26 protein-coding genes are annotated in these 25,020 nt (G+C 67.9%); 12 read left to right on the top strand and 14 right to left on the bottom strand.

From position 1 onward, the window contains the following. Positions 1-26: 26 nt before the first annotated feature. Positions 27-1,466, bottom strand: coding sequence for an NAD(P)-dependent oxidoreductase (locus LC039_RS20970; protein ID WP_226628019.1), 1,440 nt, complete (start codon positions 1,464-1,466; stop codon positions 27-29). A 226-nt stretch (positions 1,467-1,692) separates the two neighbouring features. Here LC039_RS20970 and LC039_RS20965 point away from each other — a divergent pair, with 226 nt between their 5' ends. Continuing rightward, positions 1,693-2,496: an undecaprenyl-diphosphate phosphatase gene (locus LC039_RS20965; RefSeq protein WP_226628018.1), complete on the top strand. Its 804-nt coding sequence runs from the start codon at positions 1,693-1,695 to the stop codon at positions 2,494-2,496. A gap of 272 nt (positions 2,497-2,768) precedes the next feature. On the opposite strand, the gene rlmH is transcribed toward LC039_RS20965, so the two are convergent. From rlmH to deoC, 4 genes are all read right to left on the bottom strand, one after another. Further along, the gene (rlmH, locus tag LC039_RS20960; protein WP_226628017.1) at positions 2,769-3,239 is read right to left on the bottom strand and encodes a 23S rRNA (pseudouridine(1915)-N(3))-methyltransferase RlmH; all 471 of its coding nucleotides are present in this window, start codon (positions 3,237-3,239) and stop codon (positions 2,769-2,771) included. A 12-nt stretch (positions 3,240-3,251) separates the two neighbouring features. After that, positions 3,252-3,623: a ribosome silencing factor gene (gene rsfS, locus LC039_RS20955; protein ID WP_319003739.1), complete on the bottom strand. Its 372-nt coding sequence runs from the start codon at positions 3,621-3,623 to the stop codon at positions 3,252-3,254. A 248-nt stretch (positions 3,624-3,871) separates the two neighbouring features. Beyond that, the gene (locus LC039_RS20950; RefSeq protein WP_226628015.1) at positions 3,872-6,211 is read right to left on the bottom strand and encodes an aldehyde dehydrogenase family protein; all 2,340 of its coding nucleotides are present in this window, start codon (positions 6,209-6,211) and stop codon (positions 3,872-3,874) included. A 31-nt stretch (positions 6,212-6,242) separates the two neighbouring features. Beyond that, entirely contained in the window at positions 6,243-7,235 is a 993-nt protein-coding gene (deoC, locus tag LC039_RS20945; RefSeq protein ID WP_226628014.1) for a deoxyribose-phosphate aldolase, read from the bottom strand. 404 nt (positions 7,236-7,639) lie between these two features. Between deoC and LC039_RS20940 the strand changes: the two genes are divergently transcribed. After that, on the top strand, positions 7,640-7,984 hold the full coding sequence (locus tag LC039_RS20940) for an antibiotic biosynthesis monooxygenase family protein (RefSeq protein WP_226628013.1): 345 nt from the start codon (positions 7,640-7,642) through the stop codon (positions 7,982-7,984). Positions 7,985-8,050: 66 nt separating this feature from the next. On the opposite strand, the gene LC039_RS20935 is transcribed toward LC039_RS20940, so the two are convergent. The 3 genes from LC039_RS20935 to smpB all read right to left on the bottom strand — a co-directional run bounded on the left by LC039_RS20935 (position 8,051) and on the right by smpB (position 10,651). Continuing rightward, positions 8,051-9,235, bottom strand: coding sequence for an aromatic amino acid transaminase (locus LC039_RS20935; protein WP_226628012.1), 1,185 nt, complete (start codon positions 9,233-9,235; stop codon positions 8,051-8,053). After that, on the bottom strand, positions 9,235-10,092 hold the full coding sequence (gene sseA / locus LC039_RS20930; protein ID WP_226628011.1) for a 3-mercaptopyruvate sulfurtransferase: 858 nt from the start codon (positions 10,090-10,092) through the stop codon (positions 9,235-9,237). The genes LC039_RS20935 and sseA overlap by 1 nt, the downstream gene beginning before the upstream one ends. An 85-nt stretch (positions 10,093-10,177) precedes the next feature. After that, on the bottom strand, positions 10,178-10,651 hold the full coding sequence (smpB, locus tag LC039_RS20925; protein WP_226628009.1) for an SsrA-binding protein SmpB: 474 nt from the start codon (positions 10,649-10,651) through the stop codon (positions 10,178-10,180). A 398-nt stretch (positions 10,652-11,049) separates the two neighbouring features. Here smpB and puuE point away from each other — a divergent pair, with 398 nt between their 5' ends. From puuE to LC039_RS20905, 4 genes are all read left to right on the top strand, one after another. Next, positions 11,050-12,462, top strand: a complete 1,413-nt coding sequence (puuE, locus tag LC039_RS20920; protein WP_226628182.1) for an allantoinase PuuE — start codon at positions 11,050-11,052, stop codon at positions 12,460-12,462. 26 nt (positions 12,463-12,488) lie between these two features. Then, positions 12,489-13,325, top strand: coding sequence for a bifunctional allantoicase/(S)-ureidoglycine aminohydrolase (locus tag LC039_RS20915; protein WP_226628180.1), 837 nt, complete (start codon positions 12,489-12,491; stop codon positions 13,323-13,325). Then, the gene (locus tag LC039_RS20910; protein WP_226628008.1) at positions 13,322-13,819 is read left to right on the top strand and encodes an ureidoglycolate lyase; all 498 of its coding nucleotides are present in this window, start codon (positions 13,322-13,324) and stop codon (positions 13,817-13,819) included. The genes LC039_RS20915 and LC039_RS20910 overlap by 4 nt, the downstream gene beginning before the upstream one ends. Positions 13,820-13,902: 83 nt before the next feature. Next, entirely contained in the window at positions 13,903-15,270 is a 1,368-nt protein-coding gene (locus tag LC039_RS20905; protein WP_226628006.1) for a uracil-xanthine permease family protein, read from the top strand. Between the two features lie 25 nt (positions 15,271-15,295). Here the strand turns inward: LC039_RS20905 and LC039_RS20900 are convergent, their stop codons facing one another. After that, positions 15,296-15,898, bottom strand: a complete 603-nt coding sequence (locus LC039_RS20900; protein WP_226628005.1) for a hypothetical protein — start codon at positions 15,896-15,898, stop codon at positions 15,296-15,298. Positions 15,899-16,069: 171 nt separating this feature from the next. Between LC039_RS20900 and LC039_RS20895 the strand changes: the two genes are divergently transcribed. The 6 genes from LC039_RS20895 to LC039_RS20870 all read left to right on the top strand — a co-directional run bounded on the left by LC039_RS20895 (position 16,070) and on the right by LC039_RS20870 (position 21,079). Then, a complete protein-coding gene (locus LC039_RS20895) occupies positions 16,070-16,360 on the top strand; it encodes a hypothetical protein (protein WP_226628003.1) in 291 nt (96 codons plus the stop codon). After that, complete coding sequence (locus LC039_RS20890; protein WP_226628001.1) at positions 16,332-17,033, top strand: hypothetical protein; 702 nt, start codon at positions 16,332-16,334, stop codon at positions 17,031-17,033. The genes LC039_RS20895 and LC039_RS20890 overlap by 29 nt, the downstream gene beginning before the upstream one ends. Before the next feature lie 164 nt (positions 17,034-17,197). Next, positions 17,198-18,568, top strand: a complete 1,371-nt coding sequence (locus LC039_RS20885) for an arylsulfotransferase family protein (RefSeq protein WP_226628000.1) — start codon at positions 17,198-17,200, stop codon at positions 18,566-18,568. A gap of 49 nt (positions 18,569-18,617) precedes the next feature. Continuing rightward, on the top strand, positions 18,618-18,842 hold the full coding sequence (locus LC039_RS20880; RefSeq protein ID WP_226627998.1) for a hypothetical protein: 225 nt from the start codon (positions 18,618-18,620) through the stop codon (positions 18,840-18,842). Then, positions 18,839-20,350: a sulfotransferase gene (locus tag LC039_RS20875; RefSeq protein WP_226627997.1), complete on the top strand. Its 1,512-nt coding sequence runs from the start codon at positions 18,839-18,841 to the stop codon at positions 20,348-20,350. Before LC039_RS20880 ends, LC039_RS20875 begins: the two co-directional genes overlap by 4 nt. 234 nt (positions 20,351-20,584) lie before the next feature. Further along, a complete protein-coding gene (locus LC039_RS20870; RefSeq protein ID WP_226627995.1) occupies positions 20,585-21,079 on the top strand; it encodes a hypothetical protein in 495 nt (164 codons plus the stop codon). Between the two features lie 28 nt (positions 21,080-21,107). Here LC039_RS20870 and LC039_RS20865 read toward each other — a convergent pair whose 3' ends face one another. The 5 genes from LC039_RS20865 to LC039_RS20845 all read right to left on the bottom strand — a co-directional run bounded on the left by LC039_RS20865 (position 21,108) and on the right by LC039_RS20845 (position 24,968). Further along, positions 21,108-22,346, bottom strand: a complete 1,239-nt coding sequence (locus LC039_RS20865; protein ID WP_226627993.1) for a lytic murein transglycosylase — start codon at positions 22,344-22,346, stop codon at positions 21,108-21,110. 121 nt (positions 22,347-22,467) lie between these two features. Next, complete coding sequence (locus tag LC039_RS20860) at positions 22,468-23,070, bottom strand: SCO family protein (RefSeq protein WP_226627992.1); 603 nt, start codon at positions 23,068-23,070, stop codon at positions 22,468-22,470. A 10-nt stretch (positions 23,071-23,080) separates the two neighbouring features. Then, on the bottom strand, positions 23,081-23,632 hold the full coding sequence (locus LC039_RS20855; protein WP_226627990.1) for a copper chaperone PCu(A)C: 552 nt from the start codon (positions 23,630-23,632) through the stop codon (positions 23,081-23,083). 115 nt (positions 23,633-23,747) lie between these two features. Then, positions 23,748-24,101 (bottom strand): hypothetical protein, encoded by a 354-nt coding sequence (locus LC039_RS20850; protein ID WP_226627989.1) that lies wholly within the window; start codon positions 24,099-24,101, stop codon positions 23,748-23,750. Positions 24,102-24,179: 78 nt separating this feature from the next. Then, positions 24,180-24,968, bottom strand: a complete 789-nt coding sequence (locus LC039_RS20845; RefSeq protein WP_226627987.1) for an aldolase — start codon at positions 24,966-24,968, stop codon at positions 24,180-24,182. Positions 24,969-25,020 lie beyond the last annotated feature (52 nt).

Raw genomic sequence — 25,020 nt, 5'->3', positions numbered from 1 at the left:
GGGGATGTGCAGGGATTCGGCGGGACTTACTCGGCGGCGATGGCCGCGAGCTTGTCGAAGTCCTTGAGCACGTGCTCGGCGCAGTCGCGGCCGTCACGGATCGCCCAGACCACCAGCGAGGCACCGCGCACGATGTCGCCCACGGCATAGACACCCGGCAGCGCGGTCCGGCCAGAGGTGAACTCGGCCTTCACGGTGCCCCAGCGGGTCACTTCCAGCTCGGGCGCGCCCCAGAGGGTCTGCAGTTCCTCGGGCTCGAAGCCGAGCGCCTTGATCACCAGGTCGGCGGGCTCCTCGTAGTCCGCGCCTTCGATCAGCTCGGGGGCCTGACGGCCGGTCGCGTCGGGATGGCCGAGGCGCATCTTCTGCACCATCACCGCCTCGACGGTCTCGTCACCCTTGAAGCCCTTCGGTGCGGTCAGCCACTCGAACTGTACGCCCTCTTCCTCGGCGTTCGCGGTTTCGCGCTGCGAGCCGGGCATGTTGGCGCGGTCGCGGCGGTAGAGGCACTTCACGCTCTCGGCACCCTGGCGGATCGCGGTGCGCAGGCAGTCCATGGCGGTGTCGCCGCCGCCGATCACCACGACCTTCTTGCCCTTGGCATTCAACTCGCCGCTTTCGTACTCGGGCACGGTGTCGCCGAAGTTGGCGGTGCGGTTCGAAGCGGTGAGATAGTCGATCGCCTTGACGATGCCCTTGGCTTCCGAACCCGGGCCGCGCAGGTCGCGCGACTTGTAGACGCCGGTGGCGATGATCACCGCATCATGCTGATCGCGGATTTCGTCGAAGCTCAGGTCCTCGCCGACATTGCAGTTGAAGACGAAGCGCACGCCGCCGTCCTCGAGCTGCTTGATGCGGCGCATGACCACGTCCTTCTCGAGCTTGAAGCCCGGGATGCCGTAGGTCAGCAGGCCGCCGCCACGGTCGTAGCGGTCATAGACGGTCACCTGAACGCCGGCGCGGCGCAGCATGTCGGCCGCGGCGAGGCCGCCGGGGCCCGCGCCGATGATGCCAACGCTCTCCGAGCGCTCGGACACCGGGGCGGCCGGTTTCACCCAGCCCTGCTCCCAGGCGGTGTCGGTGATGTATTTTTCGACAGAGCCAATGGTCACGGTGCCGTGACCGGATTGCTCGATCACGCAGTTGCCTTCGCACAGGCGGTCCTGCGGGCAGATGCGGCCGCAGATCTCCGGGAAGGTGTTGGTGGCCTGGCTGATCTCGTAGGCTTCCTCCAGACGGCCGGTCGCGGTGAGACGCAGCCAGTCGGGGATGTTGTTGTGCAGCGGGCAGTGCGACTGGCAGTAGGGCACCCCGCACTGGCTACAGCGGCTCGCCTGCTCCTCGGCCTTGGCCTTGGCGAACTCAGCGTAAATTTCGTCGAAGTCGTGGCTGCGGACGGACGCCTCCCGCTTCTCGGGCATGTCGCGCTCGATCTTCACGAATTTCAGCATGGGTTGCTTTGCCATGATGCCTTGTCTCCAAGCAAATCAATCGGTCGGGCTTCATTACAGAAGGTCTAAACCGAATAAAAGTCAGAGGTACTGACCTATATTGATAAAAATTTGCCTCGCTTCGCTGGCTCGGGGGCAAGTTGATCAAAAAATAGGTCCGATAACGGACCAAATTGCCCCTTTCCCCCTGAAAACTAAGGGCCTATAGCGAAAAGGGCCATTTCTGCGGAGACCTGCGTACATGCCCCTGTCTCAACTCATTATCCTCGCGCTCATCCAGGGCATCACCGAGTTTCTCCCGATTTCCTCCTCGGGTCACCTGATTCTCCTCCCCGGGCTGACCGGCATGGAAGATCAGGGCCAGGTGATCGACGTCGCGGTGCATGTCGGCACGCTCTTCGCGGTTGTGCTCTATTTTTGGAGCGACGTGCGCGTCGGGCTCGCGGGCATCCCACGCATGCTGACCGGCAAGATCGACACCCCCGGCTCGAAGCTCGCCTTCCTGCTTGCCGTCGCCACCGTGCCGGTGATCCTCGTCGGGCTGATCCTGAACCTCACCGGCCTGTCCGACATGCTGCGTTCGATCGCGGTGATCGGCTGGACCATGCTGATCTTCGGCATCGTGCTGTGGTGGGCGGACCAGAAAGGGCCGGTCGAGAAGACCGAAGAAGATTGGAACCTCAAGGACGCCATCAAGCTCGGCCTGTGGCAGGCCGTGGCGCTGATCCCCGGCACTTCGCGCTCGGGCATCACCATCACCGGCGCGCGGCAGATGGGCTACAAGCGCCACGATGCGGCGAAGATCTCGATGCTGATGTCGATCCCGACGATCCTGGCCTCGGGCGTTCTGCTCGGCGCCGAGGTGATCGGCAGCGCCGACGCGCAGGCCGCCAGGGACGGCGCCATCGCCGCCGGCTTCGCCTTTGTCTCGGCGCTGCTCGCGCTGACCCTGATGATGCGGCTGCTGCGCTCGGTGAGCTTCACCCCCTACGTGATCTACCGGGTGATCCTCGGGGTTGTCCTGCTGGTCATCGCCTATAGCTGAGCACCGGCTTGGAGCCTTCCGGAAATGGGAAGGCCCCGAAGTTCGGGGAAACTCCGGGGCCGTTGATCTGCCCGGGACCGGCGGGGGAGCCGGCAGGGACAGTAAAAGGGCAGTCAACCTCGCTCGTCTTCACAGCTGCGCGACGGTGCGATAAGTGCAGCTAAATCAGCGATTTCGGTAAGTGCAACGCAGGGATTGCATTCGCGCGGATTCCCGCCGTGCGCGAGTCGGCTCACAGGCAAGAAACCGCCCACGCCGAAGCCGCCACAAAATCAAACGCGGTGATAAGGACTTCCGGCAAGGATCGAAGCGGCCCGGTAGAGCTGCTCGGAGAGCATCACCCTGACCAGCATGTGCGGCCAGACCATCTGGCCAAAGCTGAGCGCCATGTCCGCCTCTGCCCGCAGCGACGGGTCGATCCCGTCCGCGCCGCCGATGACGAAGGCGAGATCCCCCACGCCGCCATCTCGGATCTCGCCGAGCCGATGTGCAAAATCGGGCGAGCTCATCAGCTTCCCGCGCTCATCGAGAATGCACAGCCGGGCATCCGAGGGAATCGCCTTGCGCAGCAACACGGCCTCGGCGGCCATGCCACCGCCCTTGCGGTCCTCGACCTCGGTCACCGTCACCGGCCCCAGTCCAAGCGCCCGTCCCGTGCGGTCGAAGCGCTTGAGGTAATCGTCAATCAGATCGCGCTCGGGGCCAGACCGAAGCCGGCCCACGACGCAGAGATGCACGCGCATGAACGCTCCCGGTCAGGTCGCGCTCTGGGTCACCTTGCCCAGCGGCATCCACATCTTTTCGAGCTGGTAGAACTCGCGGACCTCGGGACGGAACACGTGGACGATCACATCGCCCGCGTCGATCAGCACCCAGTCGCCGGTCTCTTCGCCCTCGGTCTTGCACAGGACGCCCAGCTCATGCTTCAGATCCTCGGCGAGCTTCTGCGCGATCGAGGCCACCTGCCGCGACGAACGTCCCGAGCAGATCACCATGTGGTCGCAGACGGAGGTCTTGCCGCGCAGATCGATCTGCACGACCTCTTCCGCCTTGTTGTCGTCGAGAGACTTGAGGACAGCGGCGAGGATAATCTCGCTCGTGACCTCGGGTTGGGTCAGCCCGCTCATGGGCATCCCCGCAACAGCGGCACCGGCCGCATCGGCAGTAAGTGACAGGACATTGTCCTCCTTCATGGCACGCGCCGAATGTGACCCCGGCGCCGGGCCCTTATAAGATAGCATCGGAGAGGGCTTTTCTCAACGTTGCGGCGAAAGATCGCCCCTTATCCGGGACAGCAGGCTGATTCAACGCCTAAAACGGTGGGGCGCGACAAGGCGCCCCACGCGCGACTCGGGTCTCGGGTCAGGAACCGCGCTCAGGCGCCCCAGGGAATCCACACGGTCTGCACCTCGGTCGCCGCCTCGAGGAAGGCTTCGCCCTCCCCCGCCGCCGAGCTCCAGTCACGGGCCTTGCCGTGGTTCACCCAGCTGCGCTTGAGGTTGCCCGCCGCGCCTGCCTCGATGACCTTCGAGAGCTCCGACGACGAGAAGCTCCACACCGCCTCGACATCCATGTGGCTGGCCAGCGTCGGCGCCAGATCCTCATGCGGGCCGGTGAGGATGTTGACCACCCCGCCCGGCAGGTCCGAGGTGTCGAGCACCTGGTAGAAATCCGTCGCCGCCAGCGGGAAGGGCTCGGAGGCGACCAGCACCACGCGGTTGCCCATGGCGATGGCCGGCGCCATGACAGAGACCAGCCCCAGCAGCGGCGCCTCGTCCGGGCAGAAGGCGCCGATGACGCCGGTCGGCTTGCGCAGGGACAGCGCGGTACCGCGCAGCGGCACTGGCTTTACCGCGCCTTCGTACTTGTCGGCCCAGGCGGCATAGGTGAAGAGCCGGTCGACCGAGGCCTCGACCTCTGCCGCGCCCCCCTTGCCGCCTGTCATGGCATCGATCCGCGCCGCGAACTCTCTGGCCCGCGCCTGCAGGTTCTCTGCGATGAAGTAGATCACCTGCGCGCGGTTGTGCGCCGTTGCTGCGGACCAGCCCGAAGCGCCCCGCGCCGCCTCGACGGCGTTGCGGATGTCCTTGCGCGACGAGATCGGCGCCTGCCCCAGCAGCTTGCCCTTCTTGTCGTAGATGTTCTGCGCGTAGCCGCCGTCGGGCCGCGCCTGCTTGCCGCCGATATAGAGCTTGGCGGTGCGGTCCACGTCCTGCGGTTCGGCGCTCTCACCGGCAAACGGCTCGACCTTCTTCAGTGCCTTCGCCTTGCCTGCGGCACGGGTGTAGGCCGCGAGGCCCTCCCAGCCGCCCTCGCGACCAAAGCCGCTCTCGCGCAGCCCGCCGAAAGGCGCCGCCGCATCGAACATGTTCGAGCCATTGACCCAGACCACCCCGGCCTCGAGCTTCGGTGCCACGTCGAGCGCGGTGTTGATGTTCTCGGACCAGACCGAGGCGGCGAGCCCGTAGCGGGTGTTGTTGGCGATCTGCACCGCCTCGGAGGGCGTTCGGAAGGTGGTCGAGACCAGCACCGGACCGAAGATCTCTTCCTGCATCAACAGCGAGGCGGGCGAGAGACCCGTCACCAGCGTCGGCGCGATGAAGCAGCCCTCGGGCGCAGCGCAGCCGGTATAGACCTCGCCCTCACCGCTTGCCTTGGCCATCAGCGCCTCGATCCGGGCCTTCTGCTCGGGGTCGACGATGGCGCCGATGTCGATGCACTTGTCGAGCGGGTCGCCCATGCGCAGCTTGTCCATCCGCGCCTTGAGCTTGTCGTGGAAGCGCTCGGCGATGCCCTCCTGGACCAAGAGGCGCGAGCCCGCGCAGCAGACCTGCCCCTGGTTGAACCAGATGGCATCCACCAGCCCTTCGACCGCGCTATCGAGGTCTGCGTCTTCAAAGACCACATAGGCCGACTTGCCGCCCAGCTCGAGCGTCAGCGACTTGCCGCTGCCGGCGGTGGCGGCGCGGATCTTGCGGCCCACCTCGGTGGAGCCGGTGAAGGCGATCTTATCGACCTCGGCGCCGGTGATCATCTCGCCCACGGTGCCGTCACCGGTGACGATGTTCACGACGCCCTTCGGCAGCCCGGCCTGCTGGCAGAGATCGGCAAAGCAGAGCGCAGTGAGCGAGGTCCATTCGGCGGGCTTCAGTACCACCGTGTTGCCCATCGCCAGCGCCGGAGCGATCTTCCAGGCCAGCATCAGCAGCGGGAAGTTCCACGGCACGATCTGGCCGCAGACGCCCAGCGCCTCCCGCCCCGGCAGCTCCGCGTCCATCAGCTGCGCACAGCCCGCGTGGTAGTAGAAATGCCGCGCCACGAGCGGCACGTCGATGTCGCGGCTCTCGCGGATCGGCTTGCCGTTGTCGAGGGTCTCCAGCACCGCGAGCAGCCGCGAATGCTTCTGCACCAGTCGCGCCAGCGCGTAGAGGAAGCGCGCGCGCCCCTTGCCGCCCAGCTTCGCCCAGGCCGGCTGCGCCGCGCGCGCGGCCTTCACCGCCGCGTCGACATCGCCCTGCGTCGCCTGCGTGACCTCGGCCAGCACCTCACCGGTGGCCGGATTGCGGCTCTCGAAGGTCTGCCCCGGCTTGGTGAAGCCGCCGTCGATGAAGCAGCCGAAGCGCGAGCCCTGGTCCACGATCCAGGTCAGCGCATCCGCGGCGCTCTCGGGCGAGGGTCCATAATCCATGCTCTCGAAAATCTCTTTCACGCTCATGTCCGTCGTCTCCAGTTCCGCAGATGCGCCATCAGCTCGTGGCGTGGCGCCAGGAGGCCGAATAGGCCCCGGTCACGTGATGCTCGAGCTGCCGCTCGATGTCGCCCAGCAGCGAGGAGGCGCCGAAGCGGTAGAGGTCCGGCCGCAACCAGCGGTCGCCGAGCTCTTCCTTGACCAGCGCGAGATAGGTCACCGCGTCCTTGGCCTTCGAGATGCCGCCCGCGGGCTTGTAGCCGACGCGGTAGCCGGTTTCCTCGTAATACTCGCGGATCGCCCGCATCATCACGAGGCTGACCGGCAGCGTGGCGTTGACGCTCTCCTTGCCGGTCGAGGTCTTGATGAAATCGGCGCCCGCCATCATGCAGACCATCGAGGCACGCGCGACGTTCTGCAGCGTGCCGAGCTCGCCGGTGGCGAGGATCGCCTTGACGTGCGCCTCGCCGCAGGCCTCGCGGAAGGCGCGCATCTCGTCGTAGAGCGCCTGCCAATCGCCAGTCAGCACGTGGCGACGCGAGATGACGATGTCGATCTCCCGCGCGCCGGCCTTCACGCTCTCGGTGATCTCGGCGACGCGCAGATGGAAGGGCGAGAGACCCGCCGGAAAGCCGGTCGAGACCGCCGCCACCGGGATTCCGGTGCCTTCAAGCGCCTCGACGGCAGGGGCGATCATGTCGTGGTAGACGCAGACCGCGCCCGTGGTCAGCCCCTCGAGCCCCAGCGCCTCGAGGATATCCGCCCGCACCGGCTGGCGCGCCTTGGCGCAGAGCCGCGCCACGCGGCCCGGCGTGTCATCGCCTGCCAGCGTGGTCAGGTCGATGCAGGAGATCGCCCGCGCAAGCCAGGCCGCCTGGTAGTCCTTCTTCACCGAGCGCCGCCCCGGCAGGGTCGCGGCGCGGCGTTCGATCGCCGAGCGATTGGCGGTGGCGCGCATCACCCGGTCCATGTCGAGCGGCATGCCCGGATTGCGCGGCTCGTGGAGCTGCGGCAGCAGGCTGGTTTCGGATCGGCTCATCGTCTCGGTCATCACTGGGGTCCTCCGGCGGGAAGGGTCGCATGGCCCCCACGCTTCGGCAAGCGGGCCACAGCTGCGGATACGTGTCAAAACCCCGCGCAGCAAGGGTGTTGTCCCGGCCGGGATCCGCCCGACCGCGAAAGGCCGCGCTTTGCCATGACGCGGCAGGCAAGATCAAGCCCAGGAACGGCAGCCGGCAAGGCGCCGCCCTGTCCCGGCCTCTTGCCCGTGGCTCGCCTGTGCAGGCGTATTTGGAAAGAGAAGAAGCAAGGCGCCGCGCCCGGCCCCTTCTTCTCTTTCCAAATACGCAAATCCCGCCCGCGCCAAAGAGAGCGCCGCTCGGCAGGCCCGCGCCGCAACCCGCTTGCAAACCGCGGCGCCCGGCAAGAAAGCTGGCGCGGAAAGAGGAGACAGCCATGATCGCCATCATCTTCGAGGTCATCCCCGCCGAGGGACGCAAGGACCAGTATCTCGACATCGCCGCCGCCATGCGCCCCATGGTCGAGGAGGTCGAGGGGTTCATCTCTGTCGAGCGCTTCCAGAGCCTCACCAATCCGGAGAAACTGCTCTCGCTCAGCTTCTTCGAAGACGAGGCGGCGGTGGCGCGCTGGCGGAGCCTGGCCGCGCATCGCGGCGCGCAGAAGGCCGGGCGCGAGGGGATCTTCGCGGGTTACCGGCTGCGGGTCTGCCAGGTGCTGCGCGACTACGGCATGGAGGACCGCGCCGAGGCGCCGCAGGACTGCCTCGCCGAGCATGGCTGAAACGCGAAACGCGGGCCCGAAGGCCCGCGTTTGATACTAATGCCGCTTTGAACCGGCGGTCGTGGCTCAGCAGCCCGCCTTGATGATCGCCTCGGCGAGGATCGGCACGGTGGTCTTGTTCAGACCCGCGATGTTCAGCCGCGAGTCGCCGACCATGTAGATGCCGTGATCGCGGCGCATGGCCTCGACCTGCTCCGGCGTTGCGCCGAGGCGCGAGAACATGCCGCGGTGCTGGGCGATGAAGCCGAAGCGGTCCGAGCCCGACAGGCGCTGAAGCTCGGCGGCCAGCTGCTCGCGCAGGCCCAGCATCGACAGGCGCACCTCCTCCAGCTCGGCGGCCCAGTCGGCGCGCAGCTCCGGGTCGTTCAGCACCATGGTCACCAGCCGCGCGCCGTGATCGGGCGGGAAGGAATAGTTCTGGCGGTTGAGGTAGTTCAGCGTGCCCTGGTTCAGCTTCTTTGCCGAGGCGTCGCTGCTGACGGCCATCAGCAGGCCGGTGCGCTCTCGGTAGATGCCGAAGTTCTTCGAGCAGGAGGCGGCGATCAGGCACTCGGGCACCGAGGAGGCGACGAGGCGCACGCCCGCGGCATCTTCCTCGAGACCGTCGCCGAAGCCCTGGTAGGCGATGTCGATCATCGGCGTGCCCTGCTTTTCCAGCAGCAGCTCGGTCACGGCTTTCCACTGCGAGATGTTCAGGTTGGCGCCGGTGGGGTTGTGGCAGCAGCCGTGCAGCAGCACCACGTCGCCGGGCATCACCTGGTGCAGATCGGCGATCATGCCGACGAAGTCGACGCCCCGGGTCTCATTGTCGAAGTAGCGGTAGGGGACGATCTCGAGCCCCATGTGCTTGAGGATCGACAGGTGGTTCGGCCAGGTCGGATCCGAGACGAAGACGCGCGCCTTGGGGTTGGCCATCTTGATCATGTCGAAGGCCTGGCGCACCGCGCCGGTGCCGCCCGGGGTCGCCGCGGCGGCGATGTTCTCGCGCGGGACCGCGTCGCCCAGCACCAGCGTCGAGAGCGCCTCGGCAAAGGCCGGATCACCGGCGAGGCCGGTGTAGGCCTTGGTGGTCTCACTCTCCCAGAGCTGCTTTTCCGCCGCCTTGATGGCGCGCATGACCGGCGTGTTGCCGCTGGCGTCCTTGTAGACGCCGACCCCGAGGTCGACCTTCTGCGCGCGCGGGTCCTCTTTGTAGGCCTGCATCAGCATCAGGATCTTGTCGGCGGGTTGCTCTTTCAGAGTTTCGAACATCAGTCCTCTCCGGTGGCGACGGGCAGCGTGGGGAATTGCCCCCACTCGGTCCAGGACCCGTCATATAGGGCGTGATCGGTCTTGCCCAAGCGGGTCAGGGCAAGGCTCAGGATGGCGGCGGTGACGCCCGAGCCGCAGCTGGTGATCGCCGGCTTGCTCAGGTCGACCCCGGCCGCCTCGAAGGCGGCGCGCAGCGCCTCGGGCGATTTCAGCGTCTGGTCGGGGTTCAGCAACACCGAGAAGGGCACGTTCTTCGAGCCGGGGATATGCCCCGAGCGCAGCCCCGGACGCGGCTCGGGCACCTCGCCGCGGAAACGGGCGGGCGCGCGGGCGTCGATGATCTCGTGGTCGCGCAGCTTGGAGGCGGCGGAGACCTGCGTGACGTCCTTCACCAGGTGGTTCTGGCGGCGCACCATCATGTGGCGGTCGCGGATGACGGGCGGCAGATCCTCGACCTCGCGGCCCTCGGACTGCCATTTCGGCAGGCCGCCATCGAGCACGGCGATGTCGTCATGGCCCATCAGCTTGAACAGCCACCAGACGCGGGCGGCGGAAAACAGGCCGGCGCCGTCGTAGACGACGATCTGATGGCCGTCGCCGACCCCCATGGCGCGCATGCGGGACATGAACTTGTCTACCGGCGGCACCATGTGCGGCAACTCCGAGCGCAGGTCGGAGATCTCGTCAATGTCGAAGAAGCGCGCGCCCGGAATGTGCACGGCCTCGTATTCGGCCTTGGGATCGCGTCCCGAGCCGGGCATGTACCAGCTCGCGTCGAGCAGGCGCAGGTCCGGATCCTTCAGGTGGCGCGCCAGCCAGTCGGTCGACACGAGCGTCTTGGGGTCGTCACTTGCCATCACCTCTCCCCGGGGCAGTCAGCATCGCCTCGTCTCTAAGGTGCAAGCCCCGGACTCGCAAGGGCGCGTTGCCCCGCGCCGCAGCTCAGCCGCGTTCCTTGAGCAGGCGCTGCTTCTGACGGTTCCAGTCGCGCTTGGCCTCGGTCTCGCGCTTGTCGTGGGTCTTCTTGCCCTTGGCGATGCCGATCTTCAGCTTAACCATGCCCTTGTGGTTGAAATACATGACCAGCGGCACGATCGTCATGCCCTTGCGCTGGGTCTCGTTCCACAGGCGCGCCAGTTCCTTGCGCGAGACCAGCAGCTTGCGGCGGCGGCGCTCCTCGTGCGGGAACATCGCGCGGGTGTAGGGCGCGATGTAGGAGTTCACCAGCCACAGTTCGCCCTCTTCCACCGCGGCGTAGCTCTCGGCGATGTTGGAGCTGTTCTCACGCAGGCTTTTGACCTCCGAACCGGACAGCACGATACCGCATTCGATATCGTCCTCGATTGCGTAGTCGAAGCGCGCACGCCGGTTCTCGGCGATGATCTTGTAGTTCGGGTCGGACTTCTGCTTGGCCATGATGGGTGCACATAGGGTCTGAGGGGCGCTCTGTCCATATGGCGCTGCCGAGATTGGCGCTCAGGCCGGGCGCCGGATACGCGCGCAGCGGGCCGGAAGCGGGCTCTGCCCCAGAGGCGCCGCGCGCCGCTCTCCCGGGATACTTGTATCTTGGCGAAGGTGCAGGAGTGTGAGGATGCCCTCTTCGTCTAGAGGAAAATATCCCCGCTGGAGGCATTCGGCCGCGCCGCCCTCGGCGCGCTGGGACCGGGCAAGGCAGCGCCACATGTTCTTGCTCCTTTTTTCAGCGGTGCTAACACGGAAGGCAAGGCGCGCGCCGCGCCGCGGGGCTTTGCTGTTCCGCGCGGGCCGGTGCGCCAGTATCGACAGGAGAACGACCCATGCCAGAGGACCGGCAGATGCAGCGCTACCCCCGCAACATGATTGGCCACGGCCCCGACCGCCCCGACGCCCAATGGCCCGGCGGCGCGAAGATCGCCGTGCAGTTCGTGCTCAACTACGAAGAGGGCGGCGAGAACTGCGTGCTGCACGGGGACGCGGCCTCCGAAGCCTTCCTGTCGGACATCGCGGGCGCGGCGCAATGGCCGGGCCAGCGGCACTGGAACATGGAGTCGATCTACGAATACGGCGCCCGCGCCGGCTTCTGGCGGCTCCACCGCCTCTTCACCGGCTACGACATGCCGCTGACTATCTACGGCGTCGCCACCGCGCTGGCGCGCTCGCCCGAGCAGGTCGAGGCGATGAAGGACGCGGGCTGGGAGATTGCCTCGCACGGGCTCAAGTGGGTCGAGCACAAGGACATGCCCGAGGCGGAGGAGCGCGCCTCCATCGCCGAGGCGATCCGCCTGCACACCGAGGTCGTGGGGGAGCCGCCGCGCGGTTGGTACACCGGGCGCTGCAGCGAGAACACCGTTCGGCTGGTCGCCGAGACCGGGGCGATGGATTACATCTCCGACACCTATGACGACGACCTACCCTACTGGCTCGAGGTCGGGGACCGCGACCAGCTGATCATCCCCTACACGCTCGAGGCCAACGACATGCGCTTCGCCACCTCGCCCGGCTGGATCGAGGGCGAGATGTTCTACACCTACCTCAAGGATGCCTTCGACACGCTGATCCTCGAGGGCGCGGCGGGCAAGCCGGCGATGATGTCGGTGGGGCTGCACTGCCGGCTCATCGGTCGGCCGGGGAAAATGGCCGGGCTGAAACGCTTCCTAGACTACATCGGCGGCTTCGAGGGGGTCTGGACCCCGACCCGGCTGGAGATCGCCGAGCATTGGGCAAAGACCCATCCGCCGAAGAAGGGCCCGCGCCCCTCGACCATGGACCGCGAGACTTTCGTCGGCACCTTCGGCGGCATCGTCGAGCATTCGTCCTGGGTCGCCGAGCGCGCCTTCGGCCTGGAGCTGGGCGCGGCGCATGACCGTCCGGCGGGGCTGGCCAATGCGCTCGCCCGCGTGCTGCGCACCGCCTCGCGCGAGGAACGCCTGGGCGTGCTGCAGGCGCACCCGGATCTCGCCGGCAAGCTGGCCGAGGCGAAGCGGCTGACCGGGGACAGCACCGCCGAGCAGGCCAGCGCCGGGCTCGACGCGCTGACCGACGCCGAACGCGCGCGGTTCACGGAGCTGAACACGGCCTATGTCGAGAAGCACGGCTTTCCCTTCATCATCGCGGTGCGCGACCATGACAAGGCCGGCATCCTCGCCGCCTTCGAGCGGCGCATCGCGCATGACACCGAGACCGAATTCGCCGAGGCCTGCCGCCAGGTGGAACGCATCGCCCGCCTGCGGCTGGAGACGATCCTGTGAGCACGACCGAAATGACCAAGGCCGCGATGACCAAGACCTACGCCTTCCCGCCCGCCGGCATGCCGGCGCGCAGCGACTCCCCGCAGGGGGCCGCGGTCTTCACCACCGCCTATGCCTTCATCCCGGCGGGCACGATGCGCGACATCGTCACCTCCTTCCTGCCCGGCTGGCAGCAGACCCGCGCCTGGATCATCGCCCGCCCGCTCTCGGGTTTCGCCGAGACCTTCGCGCAATACGCCGTGGAGCTGGCGCCGGGCGGCGGCAGCAACGCTCCCGAGCCCGACCATGATGCGCAGGCGGCGATCTTCGTCGCCGAGGGCACCGCGCGGCTGACCCTGGGCCGCGACAGTCACGCGCTGCGCGCGGGCAGCTACGTCTACCTGCCGGCCAGCTCGGTCTGGACGCTGTGGAACACTGGCGATGTGCCGTTCAAGTTCCACTGGATCCGCAAGCGCTGGCAGCCGGCCGAGGGGCTTTCCGCGCCGGATGCGATCATCAGCCATGACGACGAGGTGCCGATCTCCTGGATGCCGGACAACGAGGGGCTCTGGGGCACGCAGCGCTTTGCCGATCCGCTCGACGTCCGCCACGACTTCCACGCCAATATCGTCACCTTCGGCAAGGGCGGGCGCATCCCGTTTGCCGAGACCCACGTGATGGAGCACGGGCTCTACGTGCTGGAGGGCCGGGCGCGCTATCTGCTCAACCAGGATTGGGTCGACGTCGGCCCGGGCGATTTCATGTGGCTGCGCGCCTTCTGCCCGCAGGCCTGCATCGTCGACGACAGCGAACGCTTCCGCTACCTGCTCTACAAGGACGTCAACCGCCACGTCTCCCTGGCGCCCTTCGGAGCGGCACGATGAGGCAGGTTACGGCGAAACCTCTCACCGCGGGAGCCTTTGCGCCTTTTGGCGAGGTGCTCGAGGTCAATGGCGCGGCGGACAAGATCATCAACCAGGGGCTCTGCGGGCGACACCATGACCGCGCCGCGCTGGACTTCGGCCCCGAGGGGCGGGCCGGCATCAGCCTCTTCGACGCCGAGCCGCGCGCGCTGCCCTATACGCTGGAGCTGGTCGAGCGGCACCCGGAGGGCAGCCAGGCCTTCGTGCCGATGCATCAGAACGAGTGGCTGGTGATTGTCGCCGAGCCCGGCCCGGGTGCGAACGAGACGCCCGGCGAGGTGCATGCCTTCCTCGCCGCACCGGGACAGGGGATCAATTTCCACCGCGGCACCTGGCACGGGGTGCTGACGCCCCTGCACGCGCCGGGGCTGTTTGCCGTGGTCGACCGCATCGGTGCCACGCCGAACCTCGAAGAACATTGGCTGGAGGCGCCGCTGCTGATCACCCGGGGCTGACCGCCCCTCCCCCGCGCAGACGCCCGGCAGAGGCGGCGGGTCATCTCATAACCACGACGCAACAACGACGAGGGAGACTATGAATGACTGACGCAACCGCCCCCAAGGGCCACCCCATCGGCACGCCGGAACAGCTGGCAGATCCCGACTATATGCCGCCGCTCGGCAAGGCCGTGCCGCTGGGGCTGCAGCACGTGCTGGCGATGTTCGCCTCGAACGTCACCCCGGCGATCATCATCGCCGGGGCCGCGGGCTTCGGCTACGGCTCGAACAGCCCGGACTTCCCCAACATGATCTACATGATCCAGATGGTCATGCTGTTCGCCGGCATCGCCACGCTGTTCCAGTCGATCGACCTCGGTCCGGTGGGCGCGCGGCTGCCGATCGTACAGGGCACGTCCTTTGCCTTCCTGCCGGTGATGATCCCGGCGGTGGCCGGGCAGGGCATTGCGGGCATGGCCGGGCTGATGACCGGCATCGTGATCGGCGGGCTGTTCCACTTCTCGCTCGGCTTCATCGTCACCAAGATCCGCCACGCGCTGCCGCCGCTGGTCACCGGGCTGATCGTGCTGATGATCGGTCTCGCGCTGCTGAAGGTCGGAATTCAGTACGCCGCGGGCGGCGTGCCGAAGCTGGGCACGCCGGAGTTCGGCAGCCTCGCCATGTGGCTGCCCGCGCTGGTGGTGATCCTGGTGACGCTGGCGGTGAAGTTCTTCACCCGCGGGCTGCTGTCGCTCTCGGCGGTGCTCGTGGGGCTCGTGGCGGGCTATCTCGTGTCGCTGGCCATGGGGCAGGTCAGCTTCGGCAGCGTCGCCAACGCGCCGGTCTTCGAGCTGCCCATGCCGTTCCGCTGGGGCATCGAGTTCAACGCCGCGATCATCATCGGCATGTGCTTCATGGCAATCATCTCGGCGATCGAGACCGTGGGGGATGTCTCGGGCATCACCAAGGGTGGCGCGGGGCGCGAGGCCACCGACCGCGAAGTCGGCGGCGCAACCTTCGCCGACGGCCTCGGCTCGGCTGTCGCCGGGGTCTTCGGCGGGCTGCCCAACACCTCGTTCAGCCAGAACGTCGGGCTGATCTCGATGACCGGGGTGATGAGCCGCCATGTAGTGACCATCGGCGCGCTCTTCCTGATCGTCTGCGGCCTGGTGCCGAAAGTCGGGGCGGCGGTTTCGACCGTACCGATCAACGTGCTGGGCGGCGCGGTCATCGTGATGTTCGGCATGGTCTGCGCCGCGGGCGTCAACATGCTCTCGGAGGTGGTCTGGAACCGCCGCAACATGGTGATCTTCGCCATCTCGCTCTCGGTCGGTTTCGGGCTGCAGCTCGAACCCTCGGCGCTGCAGCACCTGCCCCAGACGGCACAGGTGCTGCTGACCTCGGGGCTTCTGCCCGCGGCGGGCCTGTCGATCCTGCTCAACCTGCTGCTGCCCGAAGACCTGCACTGAGGCGCCGCGGATCCGGTTGGCGCGCTCAGTCGCGCCGACCCTCGCGATACCCGTCGCGATGCCCATCGCGGCTCCACTCGCCGTGCCGATCCCGGTCGGACGCGCCACGGCGGCCTGCAATCCGCCAGCCGGACTGCTGGAGGCATTGCGCCGAGAAGACGTGCTCCTTGTCCTTGCCGATGCGGATCTTCTTGCGGCAGCGGTCGGGCAGCGCGTCGGTGCGCACCGCGCCGCTGCGCAGGCAGGAGCGCTGCATCACCGGCCCCCGCTCGCCGCGCACCTCGCGCAGGCAGGCGCCCGGAAGCACGCCCCGCGGCTGCGCATGCGACTGGAACTGCGACTGCCCGGGCCGGCCCTCGAAGCTGTAGGGGCGCGGCAGGTAGGGGGCCGGGTTCGGCGCGCGCCAATGGGTCTCCTGCTGGGCCTTCTTCTTTTCCTTCTCCTCCTTCTCGCGCTTGCGCTCGTCCGCGCGCGCCTCGCTGACCGCCTTGCCGATGATGTAGATGAGGGCCGCGCCACCCAGGACCTTGGCCACGTCCTGCGGCTCTGCGGCGCGGGCGGGAGCCGCGTTGAAGCCGGTGACGATGAGCGAGGCCGCGAGCACGCCGGCGATGAACTTCCTGGACATGGGCTGTCTCCTTCGGGGAACCTGTAGGGCATCACGGCACCCGCCGCGATCTGACCCGAGCCTCGGCCCGCCCCGGCAAAACAGGCAATATCTCTCCGATGTTATCGGATATCCGCCACCTATCCGTCCGGGGCTATTGAATTGCTGCCGCCGCGCGCTCAGTGTCCACCCATGACCACGCCGCTTCTCGCCCTCTCGCTTCTGCTCGCCCTCGGCGCCACTGCGGCGCAGGCCGAGTGCTATGCCGAGTACAAGGCCAAACAGGACGACCCGCTGCGCCTGCAGTACGGCGTCGCCCTTCTGCCGACGGAAACCTGCCCGTCAAAGAACACCGCGGCCGCACAGCTGGAGATCCGCCTCAACCGCAACGGCTGGACGCTGCTGAGCGTCGTCGCCCTGTCCGAACAGCCGCCCTCGGAAGAAAAGAAAAAGAATGCCGGCGAGTTCTATCTCCGCTACTGACGCCCGCCGTGCGGGCGGGCGCATCGTCACTTTCGGAATTGCCGCGATCGTCGCCCTGCTGGTTCTTGCCGGCGGGGTGCTGATGTTCACCCTGCCCGACGGCAATGCCTTCAACGCGCGGGTCGAGCGGATCTTCGTCGAGCATGACCTGACCGCGCAGGCCGAGGTGAAGCTGCTGGAGATCCTCGCGCTGTCGGGCACCGCCTTTGCCGACACGCTGGCGAGCTACCGCATGGTGATCTTCGTGCTGCTGGTCTTCGCCGCCGCCATGCTGATCGCCGCGCTGGTCTTCCTGGTGATGCTGGCGGGGATGAACCGGCGCATGGCGCAGATCGAGCGCTCGGGCATTCAGGTCAGCTCGCTGATCATCAGCCGCGAGGAGAACATGGTCTATCTCAACACCATGGGCTTCAAGCTGACGGCGGCGATGGTCGAGACGCTCTCGGTGCTGGCAGAGGCGCGCATGGACGACGAAACCCTGACCGGGGCGCAGATCGAGGGGATGATCTCGGGTCGCGATCCCAGCGACTGCGAGGAGGCCGCCGGAGCGACCCGGATCAAGCGGCTGCGCGACGGGCTGGGCAACCAGATGGTCAGCGAACTGCTGGTGCGCAACATCGCCCGCAAGGGCTATCACCTGGCCATCGACAAGGACGTGATCGAGGTGGTCTGAGCGCCGCCCCGGATGCGCCGCTTCCAGCGACACAGGCCCGCAACCTAGGAAAAGCTTGCGATTCCGCGCGCCCTGTTCAAGACTGGCCGGCGTCCGCCTGAAGTTTTTTTCTGGACCAGCCCCATATTTTTCCGGGGCGACAGTTGATTTGAAAGCCAGTCATTATGTCGCAGACATCCGACAAGATCGCTCGGCGCGTATTCCTTTTGTGCCTCCTGCTCGCCATCTTCGGCGCGGGCTTCCTCTACGGCGCGCTGGCGATGCGCAAGGATCTCTTCCCCGGCCCGCAGGTCGAGCTTGCCTATGACACGCTCTCGACGCTCGGCAACAACGATCTGACCAGCCACCCGAGGCGCCACCACCTGCAACCCTCGCTCGGACGGGGCGCCGGGGTGGTCCGGAACGAGATCGGCGACGACGGCGCGCTGGTCTTCATGGCCGGCTTCTTCGACGACGAGAACCAGGCACGGCTGGTGCGCCGCGACGGCAGCGTCATGCGCAAGTGGACGCTCGACTACTTCGGCACCTTCCCGGACGCAGGCACCCGCGTCTGCGATCTGGCGAGCACCCTGCACGTCGACCAGCACGGCGCGCTGATGACCTCCCGGGGCGAGGTCGTCTTCAACTACGAGTATTGCGGCACCGTGAAACTCTCGCCGTGCGGCGAGGTGCTCTGGACACTGAACGAGCGCACCCACCATTCGATCGTGCCCGCGGCGGCGGGCGGCTACTGGCTGCTGAACCGGCAGCGCTGGGTCGCCGCCGACGCGCCGGAGCGCATGCCGCCCTTCTCCAGCTCGGCGACCGGGCAGGAGATCAAGGAAGACACCATCCTGCGGATCACCGAAGACGGCGAGATCCTGAAGGAGGTCTCGATCCCCCGGCTCTTGCGCGACGGCCACCTCGAGGCGCTGCTGACCGCCAATGGCGAGGACTTCAGCCGCCACTCCGCGGACCGCGACGAGCTCGTACATTCCAACAAGGTGGCCGAGCTGCCCGCCGCCTACGCCAGCGCCTACCCCCTCTTCGAAGCCGGGGACCTGGTGCTGTCGATGCGCGATCTCAACCTCGTTGTCGTGGTCGACCCGGACAATTGGGACGTGAAGTGGCACCAGACCGGCCCGTGGATCCGCCAGCACGACCCCGAGTTCCGCCCCGATGGCCGCATCTCGGTGTTCAACAACAACATGTACCGCACGGTCTACCCGGACGAGGTGCTCGAGCCCGACGCCCCGCGCGTCACCAATATCACCGCCGTCGAGCCTGTCAGCGGAGAGACCGAGGTGCTGTTCGGCGAAACCCCCGGTCAGGAGATGCTGTCGGCGATCCGCGGCCAGCACGAGATCCTGCCGGAGGGCGGCATGGTGATCGCGGAATTCGACGGCGGCCGGGTTCTCCAGACCAACGCCGCCGGCGATGTGGTCTGGGAGTACGTCAACGCCTTCGATGACTCCCATGTCGGCGAGATCACCGACGCCAAGATCTACCCCTCCGACTATTTCGAAACCGCCTGGGAGCCCTGCCCCGCGCCATAGCCGGGGCGCTCGGAGCCCCCCCTCCCCATCCGATAGGAGACAGTGAAGCATGACGAATTTTGCACGCCTTGCGGCGCTCTTGCTGCTGACATTCGGCGCGGCGATGCCCGATCCCGCCGCCGCCTACATCGGACCCGGCGCCGGGCTCGGCGCGCTTGCGGTGACGCTTGCCGTGCTGCTCGGCGTGCTGCTGCTGATCGTCGGCCTGGTCTGGTATCCGCTCAAGCGGATGATGAAGGGTCGGGCCGCCGCCCGCGGTGACGCGCGCAAATGATCGCCACCTTCGTTGTCTCCCTGCTGGCCGTCGCAGGCTTCGGTGTCGGGCTCTGGCGCAGCAACGTCGTGCCGGTGGCGCGCAGCGCCGTGCGCACCGCCATGGTCGGCATCACCGCGATGATGGACAGCGAGCTCGGAGACGACGCCAAGGAGGTGGCGGTTCGCCGGGCCGGGTTCTCGCTGATCGGGGCGGCCTTCGGCCTGCTGTGGCGGTTTGCCCTCGCGCTCGTTCTCGCCGCCGTGCCGATCCTCGGGGCCGATCTGATCGGGCTCGTGCCCGCCGAAGCGGTGCTCTCGCTCATGCTGCGGCTCGACTACATCTTCATCGTTTCCGTCGCAGCGATCGCCGGGGCCGAGCTCCTGCGGCGCCTGCGCGGCTCGGCCCGCCACGACCCCGCCGCGCTGCCCGAGATCAACCGCTATTCCACCACGGACCGCTTCTTCCACATGCTCGCCTTTTCGAGCCCGGCGGTCCTCAGGGGCGCTTCGCGGCTCGAGGACCGGCTGATGCCGGGCGCGGTGCAGGAACCGAGTGGCCCGCCGATCTTCGTCACCTCGCTGGCGCGCGGCGGCACCACCGCGCTGCTCAATGCGCTGCACGAGGTGCCCGGCATCGCCACCCATACCTACCGCGACATGCCCTTCCTCACCGCCCCCGCCCTGTGGAACCGGCTCGCCGGTGGGCGCAGCCGCGACGTGGGGCGGCACGAACGCGCCCATGGCGACGGGTTGCAGATCGACCTCGACAGCCCCGAAGCCTTCGAAGAGGTGCTGTGGAAGACGCTTTGGCCCGGCAAATACGGACGCGCGGGCATCGCGCTCTGGCAGGCCGAGGATCGCGACCCCGCGGCGGAGGCCTTCATCGCGCGGCAGATGCGCAAGGTGATCCACGCCCGCAGCCCCGGGCACCCGGCCCGCTACTGCTCGAAGAACAACGCCAATCTCGCCCGCATCCCCTACCTGCGCGAGGCCTTTCCGGGCTGCCACATCGTGGTGCCGCTGCGCCGACCCGAGACCCACGCGGCATCGCTGCTGCGCCAGCACCTCAACTTCCTGAAGCTGCAGCAGGACGACGAGTTCATCCGGCGCTACATGCGCGACATCGGGCATTTCGAGTTCGGACAGATCCTGAAACCGCAGCTCTTTCCCGGCTTCGATCCCGCCGTCCACGATGCCACGACCCCGGACTACTGGATCAATTACTGGCTGCACGCCTTCCGCCACGTACAGCGCTTTCGGGATCGCTGCATCTTCGTCCTGCAGGACGACATGCGCGCCGCGCCGCAGGACACGCTAGAAGCGCTCTGCGAAGAGCTTGGCGTGGCGCCGGGGAAGATCGATTTCGGCGCGCATTTCCGTCCCAGCCCCGACCGGGCGCCGCGGGATCTCTACGATCCGGAGCTTTTCGCCGAGGCCGACGCGCTTTACCGCAACCTTGCCCCGCAAGACGCGCTGCCAGACAGCCTCACCCCCGTCGGCGGAAAAGTGATCACCGCGCGGGCCTAGCCGCCGCCTGCCGCCGTCGCGCTGGATTGCACGCGACGGTTGAGCTACGCTCCGAGCGTTCCGGTTCGGGACCCGGGGTCCGGCCAATCAATTGAGGCCCGTTCCCTTCATTTGAAACGATCGCAGGCACCGGTTTTTGAGCCTGCACCCTAGCCCGGCCCATTCGCCGGGCGGGCCTCCGACGGCCCCTCCCGGCACATCAAACGGACTCACAACGACTGAGCGGAGGATCTCATGGCACTCAAGGAAAAATTCACCGAGACCGACTGGGCGATGGTTCTCGAGGCCCCGATGCTGGCCGGTCTGGCGATCACCGCCGCCGACCCCGGCGGGCTGATCGGCGCGGTACAGGAAAGCGCGGCCATGGCCGGCTCGTTGAAAGATGCCTCCGCAGGCACGCTCGCCGCCGAGGTCGCCGAGGCCTACAAGACCTCCGAGGGCCGCTCCGCCGCGATGGACGGGGTGAAGTCGCTGGTAAAGGGCAAGAAGCCGCCCGAGATTACCGAGGCCGCGATTGCCCGGCTGTCGGCGATCCTCGGCACGGTGAAGACCACCGCGCCGGAGGAGGCGGGCGGCTTTTCCGAGTTCCTGATCGACACCGCGACCCGCACCGCAGAGGCGGCCAAGGAGGGCGGCTTCCTCGGCTTCGGTGGCGAGCCGGTCTCGGACGCCGAGAAGAAGACGCTGGCCGACCTGCAGGCCGCGCTCGGCGGTGGCGTGGGCGTCTGATCCGGGCCTGATCCGGTGGCTGCGGCGCTCAGCCCCGCCGCAGCCGTGCCAGAAGCGCCTGGGACGGCTCGCCGGTGACCGGCAGGCCCGCCCGCGCCTGGTAGCCTTCGATCGCCGCGGTCGTCTTCTTGCCGAGCACGCCATCGGGCGTTCCCGCATCGAAGCCCGCGCCATTCAGGCGGCCCTGCAGCTCGCGCCGGTCGTCGATGGTCAGGCCGTAGCGGTCCGGCGGGAAGCCGCCGCGCAGCGGTCCCGCGCCGAGCAGCCTGTCCGACAGGTGGCCGACACCGATGCCGTAGTTCTGCGCGTTGTTGTAGCGCAGGATGACGCTGAAGTTGCGGTAGACGAGGAAGGCGGGCCCCGCCGCGCCCTGCGGCAGCAGCAGCTTGCCCGAGCCCGAGGGCAGCGAGCCGCCCGCCGCCGGGCGCACCCCCGCCGAGGCCCAGCCCGCACCGCTGCGCGAGCCGCCCGCCATGGAGGCTCCGCCCGCAGGCAGCAGCACCTCGAGCCCCCAGGGCTCGCCGCGGCGCCAGCCGCTGCGCGACAGGTAGTTGGCGGTGGAGGCGAGCCCGTCGGTCGGGTCGTCCGACCAGATGTCGCGACGGCCGTCACCGCGGAAGTCGACCGCGTAGCTCTGGTAGGTGGTGGGGATGAACTGCGTGTGGCCCATGGCCCCGGCCCAGCTACCGGTCAGATGCGCGGGATCAATGTCGCCGCGCTCGAGGATGCGCAGGGCCGCGAGCGCCTGCGCCTCGAAGAAGGCGCCGCGCCGCCCGTCGTAAGCCAGCGTCGAGCAGGCCGAGATCACCGGGATGTTGCCGCGCCGTGTGCCGTAGCTGCTCTCCATGCCCCAGACCGCGCAGACCACATGCGGCGGCACGCCGTAGCGCGCCTCGATCTCGCGCAGCACACCCATGTTGCGGCGCAGCTCCGAGCGCCCCTGCGAGACCTTCTGCTCGTTGGCGGTGATCGCGAGGTAGTCCTCGAGCGTGCGGGTGAACTCGGTCTGGCTGCGGTCGCGTTCGACCACGCCGGGCAGGAAGCCCGCCGAGCGGAAGGCCGCGTCATAGGTGCCCGCCGAGATGCCCTGCGCCAGCGCCCGGCTCCGGAAGGAGGCGACCCATGCGTCCCAGCCGGGGTTCGGCTGCGGTTGCAACGTGGGATCGTCGGGCGCCGCGGCGCCACCCGAGTAGCCGCCGCCTCCGCAGCCCGCCAGCAGGGCCAATGCCCCGCCCGTGATCAGGAAATTCCGTCTTGTGCTGCCCATCTGCCCGCTCCGCCCTTTTTTAGGTTTTGCTGGCAGAGTGACCCGCGCCCGACGCCCCGGCAAGGGCCTGCCGAAACATCGGCAAGCCCTTGCCAACGGGCCGGTTTTGCCGCCCCGGCGCTCAGGAGGCCCCGACCAGCGCGCGCAGCTTGCCGAGCGCCCGATCGTAGTCTTCCTGGTAGTTGATCAGCCCCGCGTAGTCGCCACGCGCGTCGAAGAGCAGCACCATGGCTGAATGGTCCATCGTGTAGTCGCCCTCGTCGAGCGGCACGCGGCGGGCGTAGATCCGAAACGCCTTGATCGCCTTGTCCATCTCCGCGCGATCCCCCGACACGCCGAGCACGCCCGGCACCCAGGAGACATACTGTTCGAGCTGCGCGGCGGTGTCGCGCTCCGGGTCGACGGTGACGAAGAAGACCCGCAGCGCGCCGCCGGCGTCGCCCAGCCCGTCCTGCCAGGTGGCGATGTCGCCAAGGGTGGTGGGGCAGACCTCGGGACAATGGGTGAAGCCGAAGAAGACCGCCGAGGGGGCACCCTTCAGGCTGTCTTCGGTGAAGACGCTGCCATCGGTGGCGGTCAACTGATAGTCGCCCCGGCCCAGCGAGCCCGTCACGTCCTGCTCCAGCCGCGGGGCGACGACGCGGAACCACAGCAGGGCGAGGAGCGCGACGAAGACCAGCCCCCAGAGCGCGATGCGGATCGTGGTGATGCCTTGTTTGGTCACGAGCGCCCCCTCAGTTGCCGTGGGTCATCTGGCCGTGGCCCGCGCCCTTGGCGTTGGGCGCGCCGATGGCCAGCGGCACTTCGATCGTGCCGGCCTTTTCGAAGATCAGCGTGATCGTCACCTGTTCCCCCATCACAAGCGGCTGCTTCAGCCCCATGAGCATGAGGTGATAACCGCCGGGTTTCAGTTCGACCGTCTCGCCCGCCGGGATCGGCAGACCGTCGGGAAGTTCGCGCATCTTCATCACCTGCCCGTCCATGGCCATCTCGTGGATTTCCATGTGATCGGCCCGCTCCGGCGAGGTGCTGGCGGCGATCAGCCGGTCATCCTCGGGACCGGCGTTGGTCACGGTGAAGAAGCCGCCGCCCACCGGTTGGTTGGGCAGGCTGGCGCGCGAGAAGGGCTTTGCGATGCGCAGCGCGCCGATTTCGTAGACCGTATCGGCCTGCAAGGCCGCCTGCTGGGCGTTGTCCATCTTGTGACCGGCCTGCTGGCTGCCGGCGTGAGCGCCTGCGGCTGCCAGAAGGGCAAGGCCGAGGACGGGGATCAGGGGGGTCTTCATCTGGGTCTCTCCTCCGACGCGCGCGCGGACGCACCGCTGCCTGCGCGGGACATGTCGCGGGCCGCTTGGCCCGTTTGGCAGATTGGGGATCGCGGCGCTGCGCCGCGGTTCCGGATCAGGCCAGCGCCGGGGGCGCGCGGGGAGAGCTTCCGGGATTGGCGGGCTGCGGCGGCAGGCCCAGATCGCGCAGGGCTCCCACCTGGAAACGGTGATCGACGCGAAGCACCACCTCGGCGGGCGCGGTGCCCGGGACCTCCGGCAACAGGTTGCAGACCGGGCAGTGATGCGCGTGATGCGGGCCTTCGGCGTCGCAGAGATCGGCCAGCGCCCCGCCCATCGCGAGGTAGCTTTGCAGGCTTGCGTCTTCGGGCCCATCGGGCGCCATGCGCGCCGCGAAGACAACGCTGGCCAACGCCACCGCGAGAACGGCAACGGCAAAGGTCAGGCGATGGGCGCGGGCGCGGATCATGCCTGATCTGTAGCCGCTATGCAGGCCGCTTGGGAAGGGACGTCACGCCGCACCTCCCCGCAGAAGGCGCCCGTCGCCTCAGTCCCGGAAGCCCGGCGACACTACGTCGAGCTGCCGCTTGATGCTTTCGAGATGCATGCGCGCGCTTTCCGGATCGCCCTCGCGCATCAGCCTGGCGGTCCTTTCGGCGAGTTCGGTCGACACGGGGATCAGCGGGCGGCCCGAGCTCATCGCCTTCAGCTGCACCTCGGCGGCGCGCTCGAGGTAATAGAGATCGTCCCAGGCCTCGGCGATGTTGGGCGCGCAGACCATGACGCCGTGGTTGCGCATGAAGACCACATCCGCCGCGCCCATCGCCTCGGCGATCCGATCGCCCTCGTCATTGTCGAGCGCCAGCCCGTTGTAGGCCTCGTCCACCACGGTTCGGCCATAGAACTTCAGCGCGGTCTGCCCGGCCCAGACCAGCGGCTCGCCCTCGATCATCGTCAGCGCGGTGGCGTTGGGCATGTGGGTGTGAAAGGCCGCCCCGACGCGCGGGTGACGCTTGTGCAGCCGGGCGTGGATGTAGAAGGCGGTGGCCTCGGGCTCGCCTTCGCCCTGCAGCACGTGGCCATCGAAATCGCAGATCAGCAGGCTGGAAGCCCTCGCCTCTGCAAAGGCATCGCCGAGCCGATTGACGAGAAAGAGGTCGGGATGGCCCGGCACCACGGCGGAGAAATGGTTGCAGATGCCCTCCTCGAGCCCGTAGCGCGCGGCCATGCGCAGGGTCGCGGCGAGATCGACCCGCGCCTGCCGGATCGCGTCGGTGTCGAGATCGACGTTGCGCAGCGGCCCAGGGGCGGCCGGTTTCTGCATCTCGTGGGCCATGGCGGCGGTTCCTCTCCGATGTGTCAGGCGGAGGGTGCGAGCGCCGGCGGGC

The organism is Alloyangia pacifica, from assembly GCF_020524285.1.
Lineage (GTDB): Bacteria > Pseudomonadota > Alphaproteobacteria > Rhodobacterales > Rhodobacteraceae > Salipiger > Salipiger pacificus_B.
Note: the sequence above shows the minus strand (reverse complement) of the source record. Positions and strands in the feature narration are given on the sequence as shown.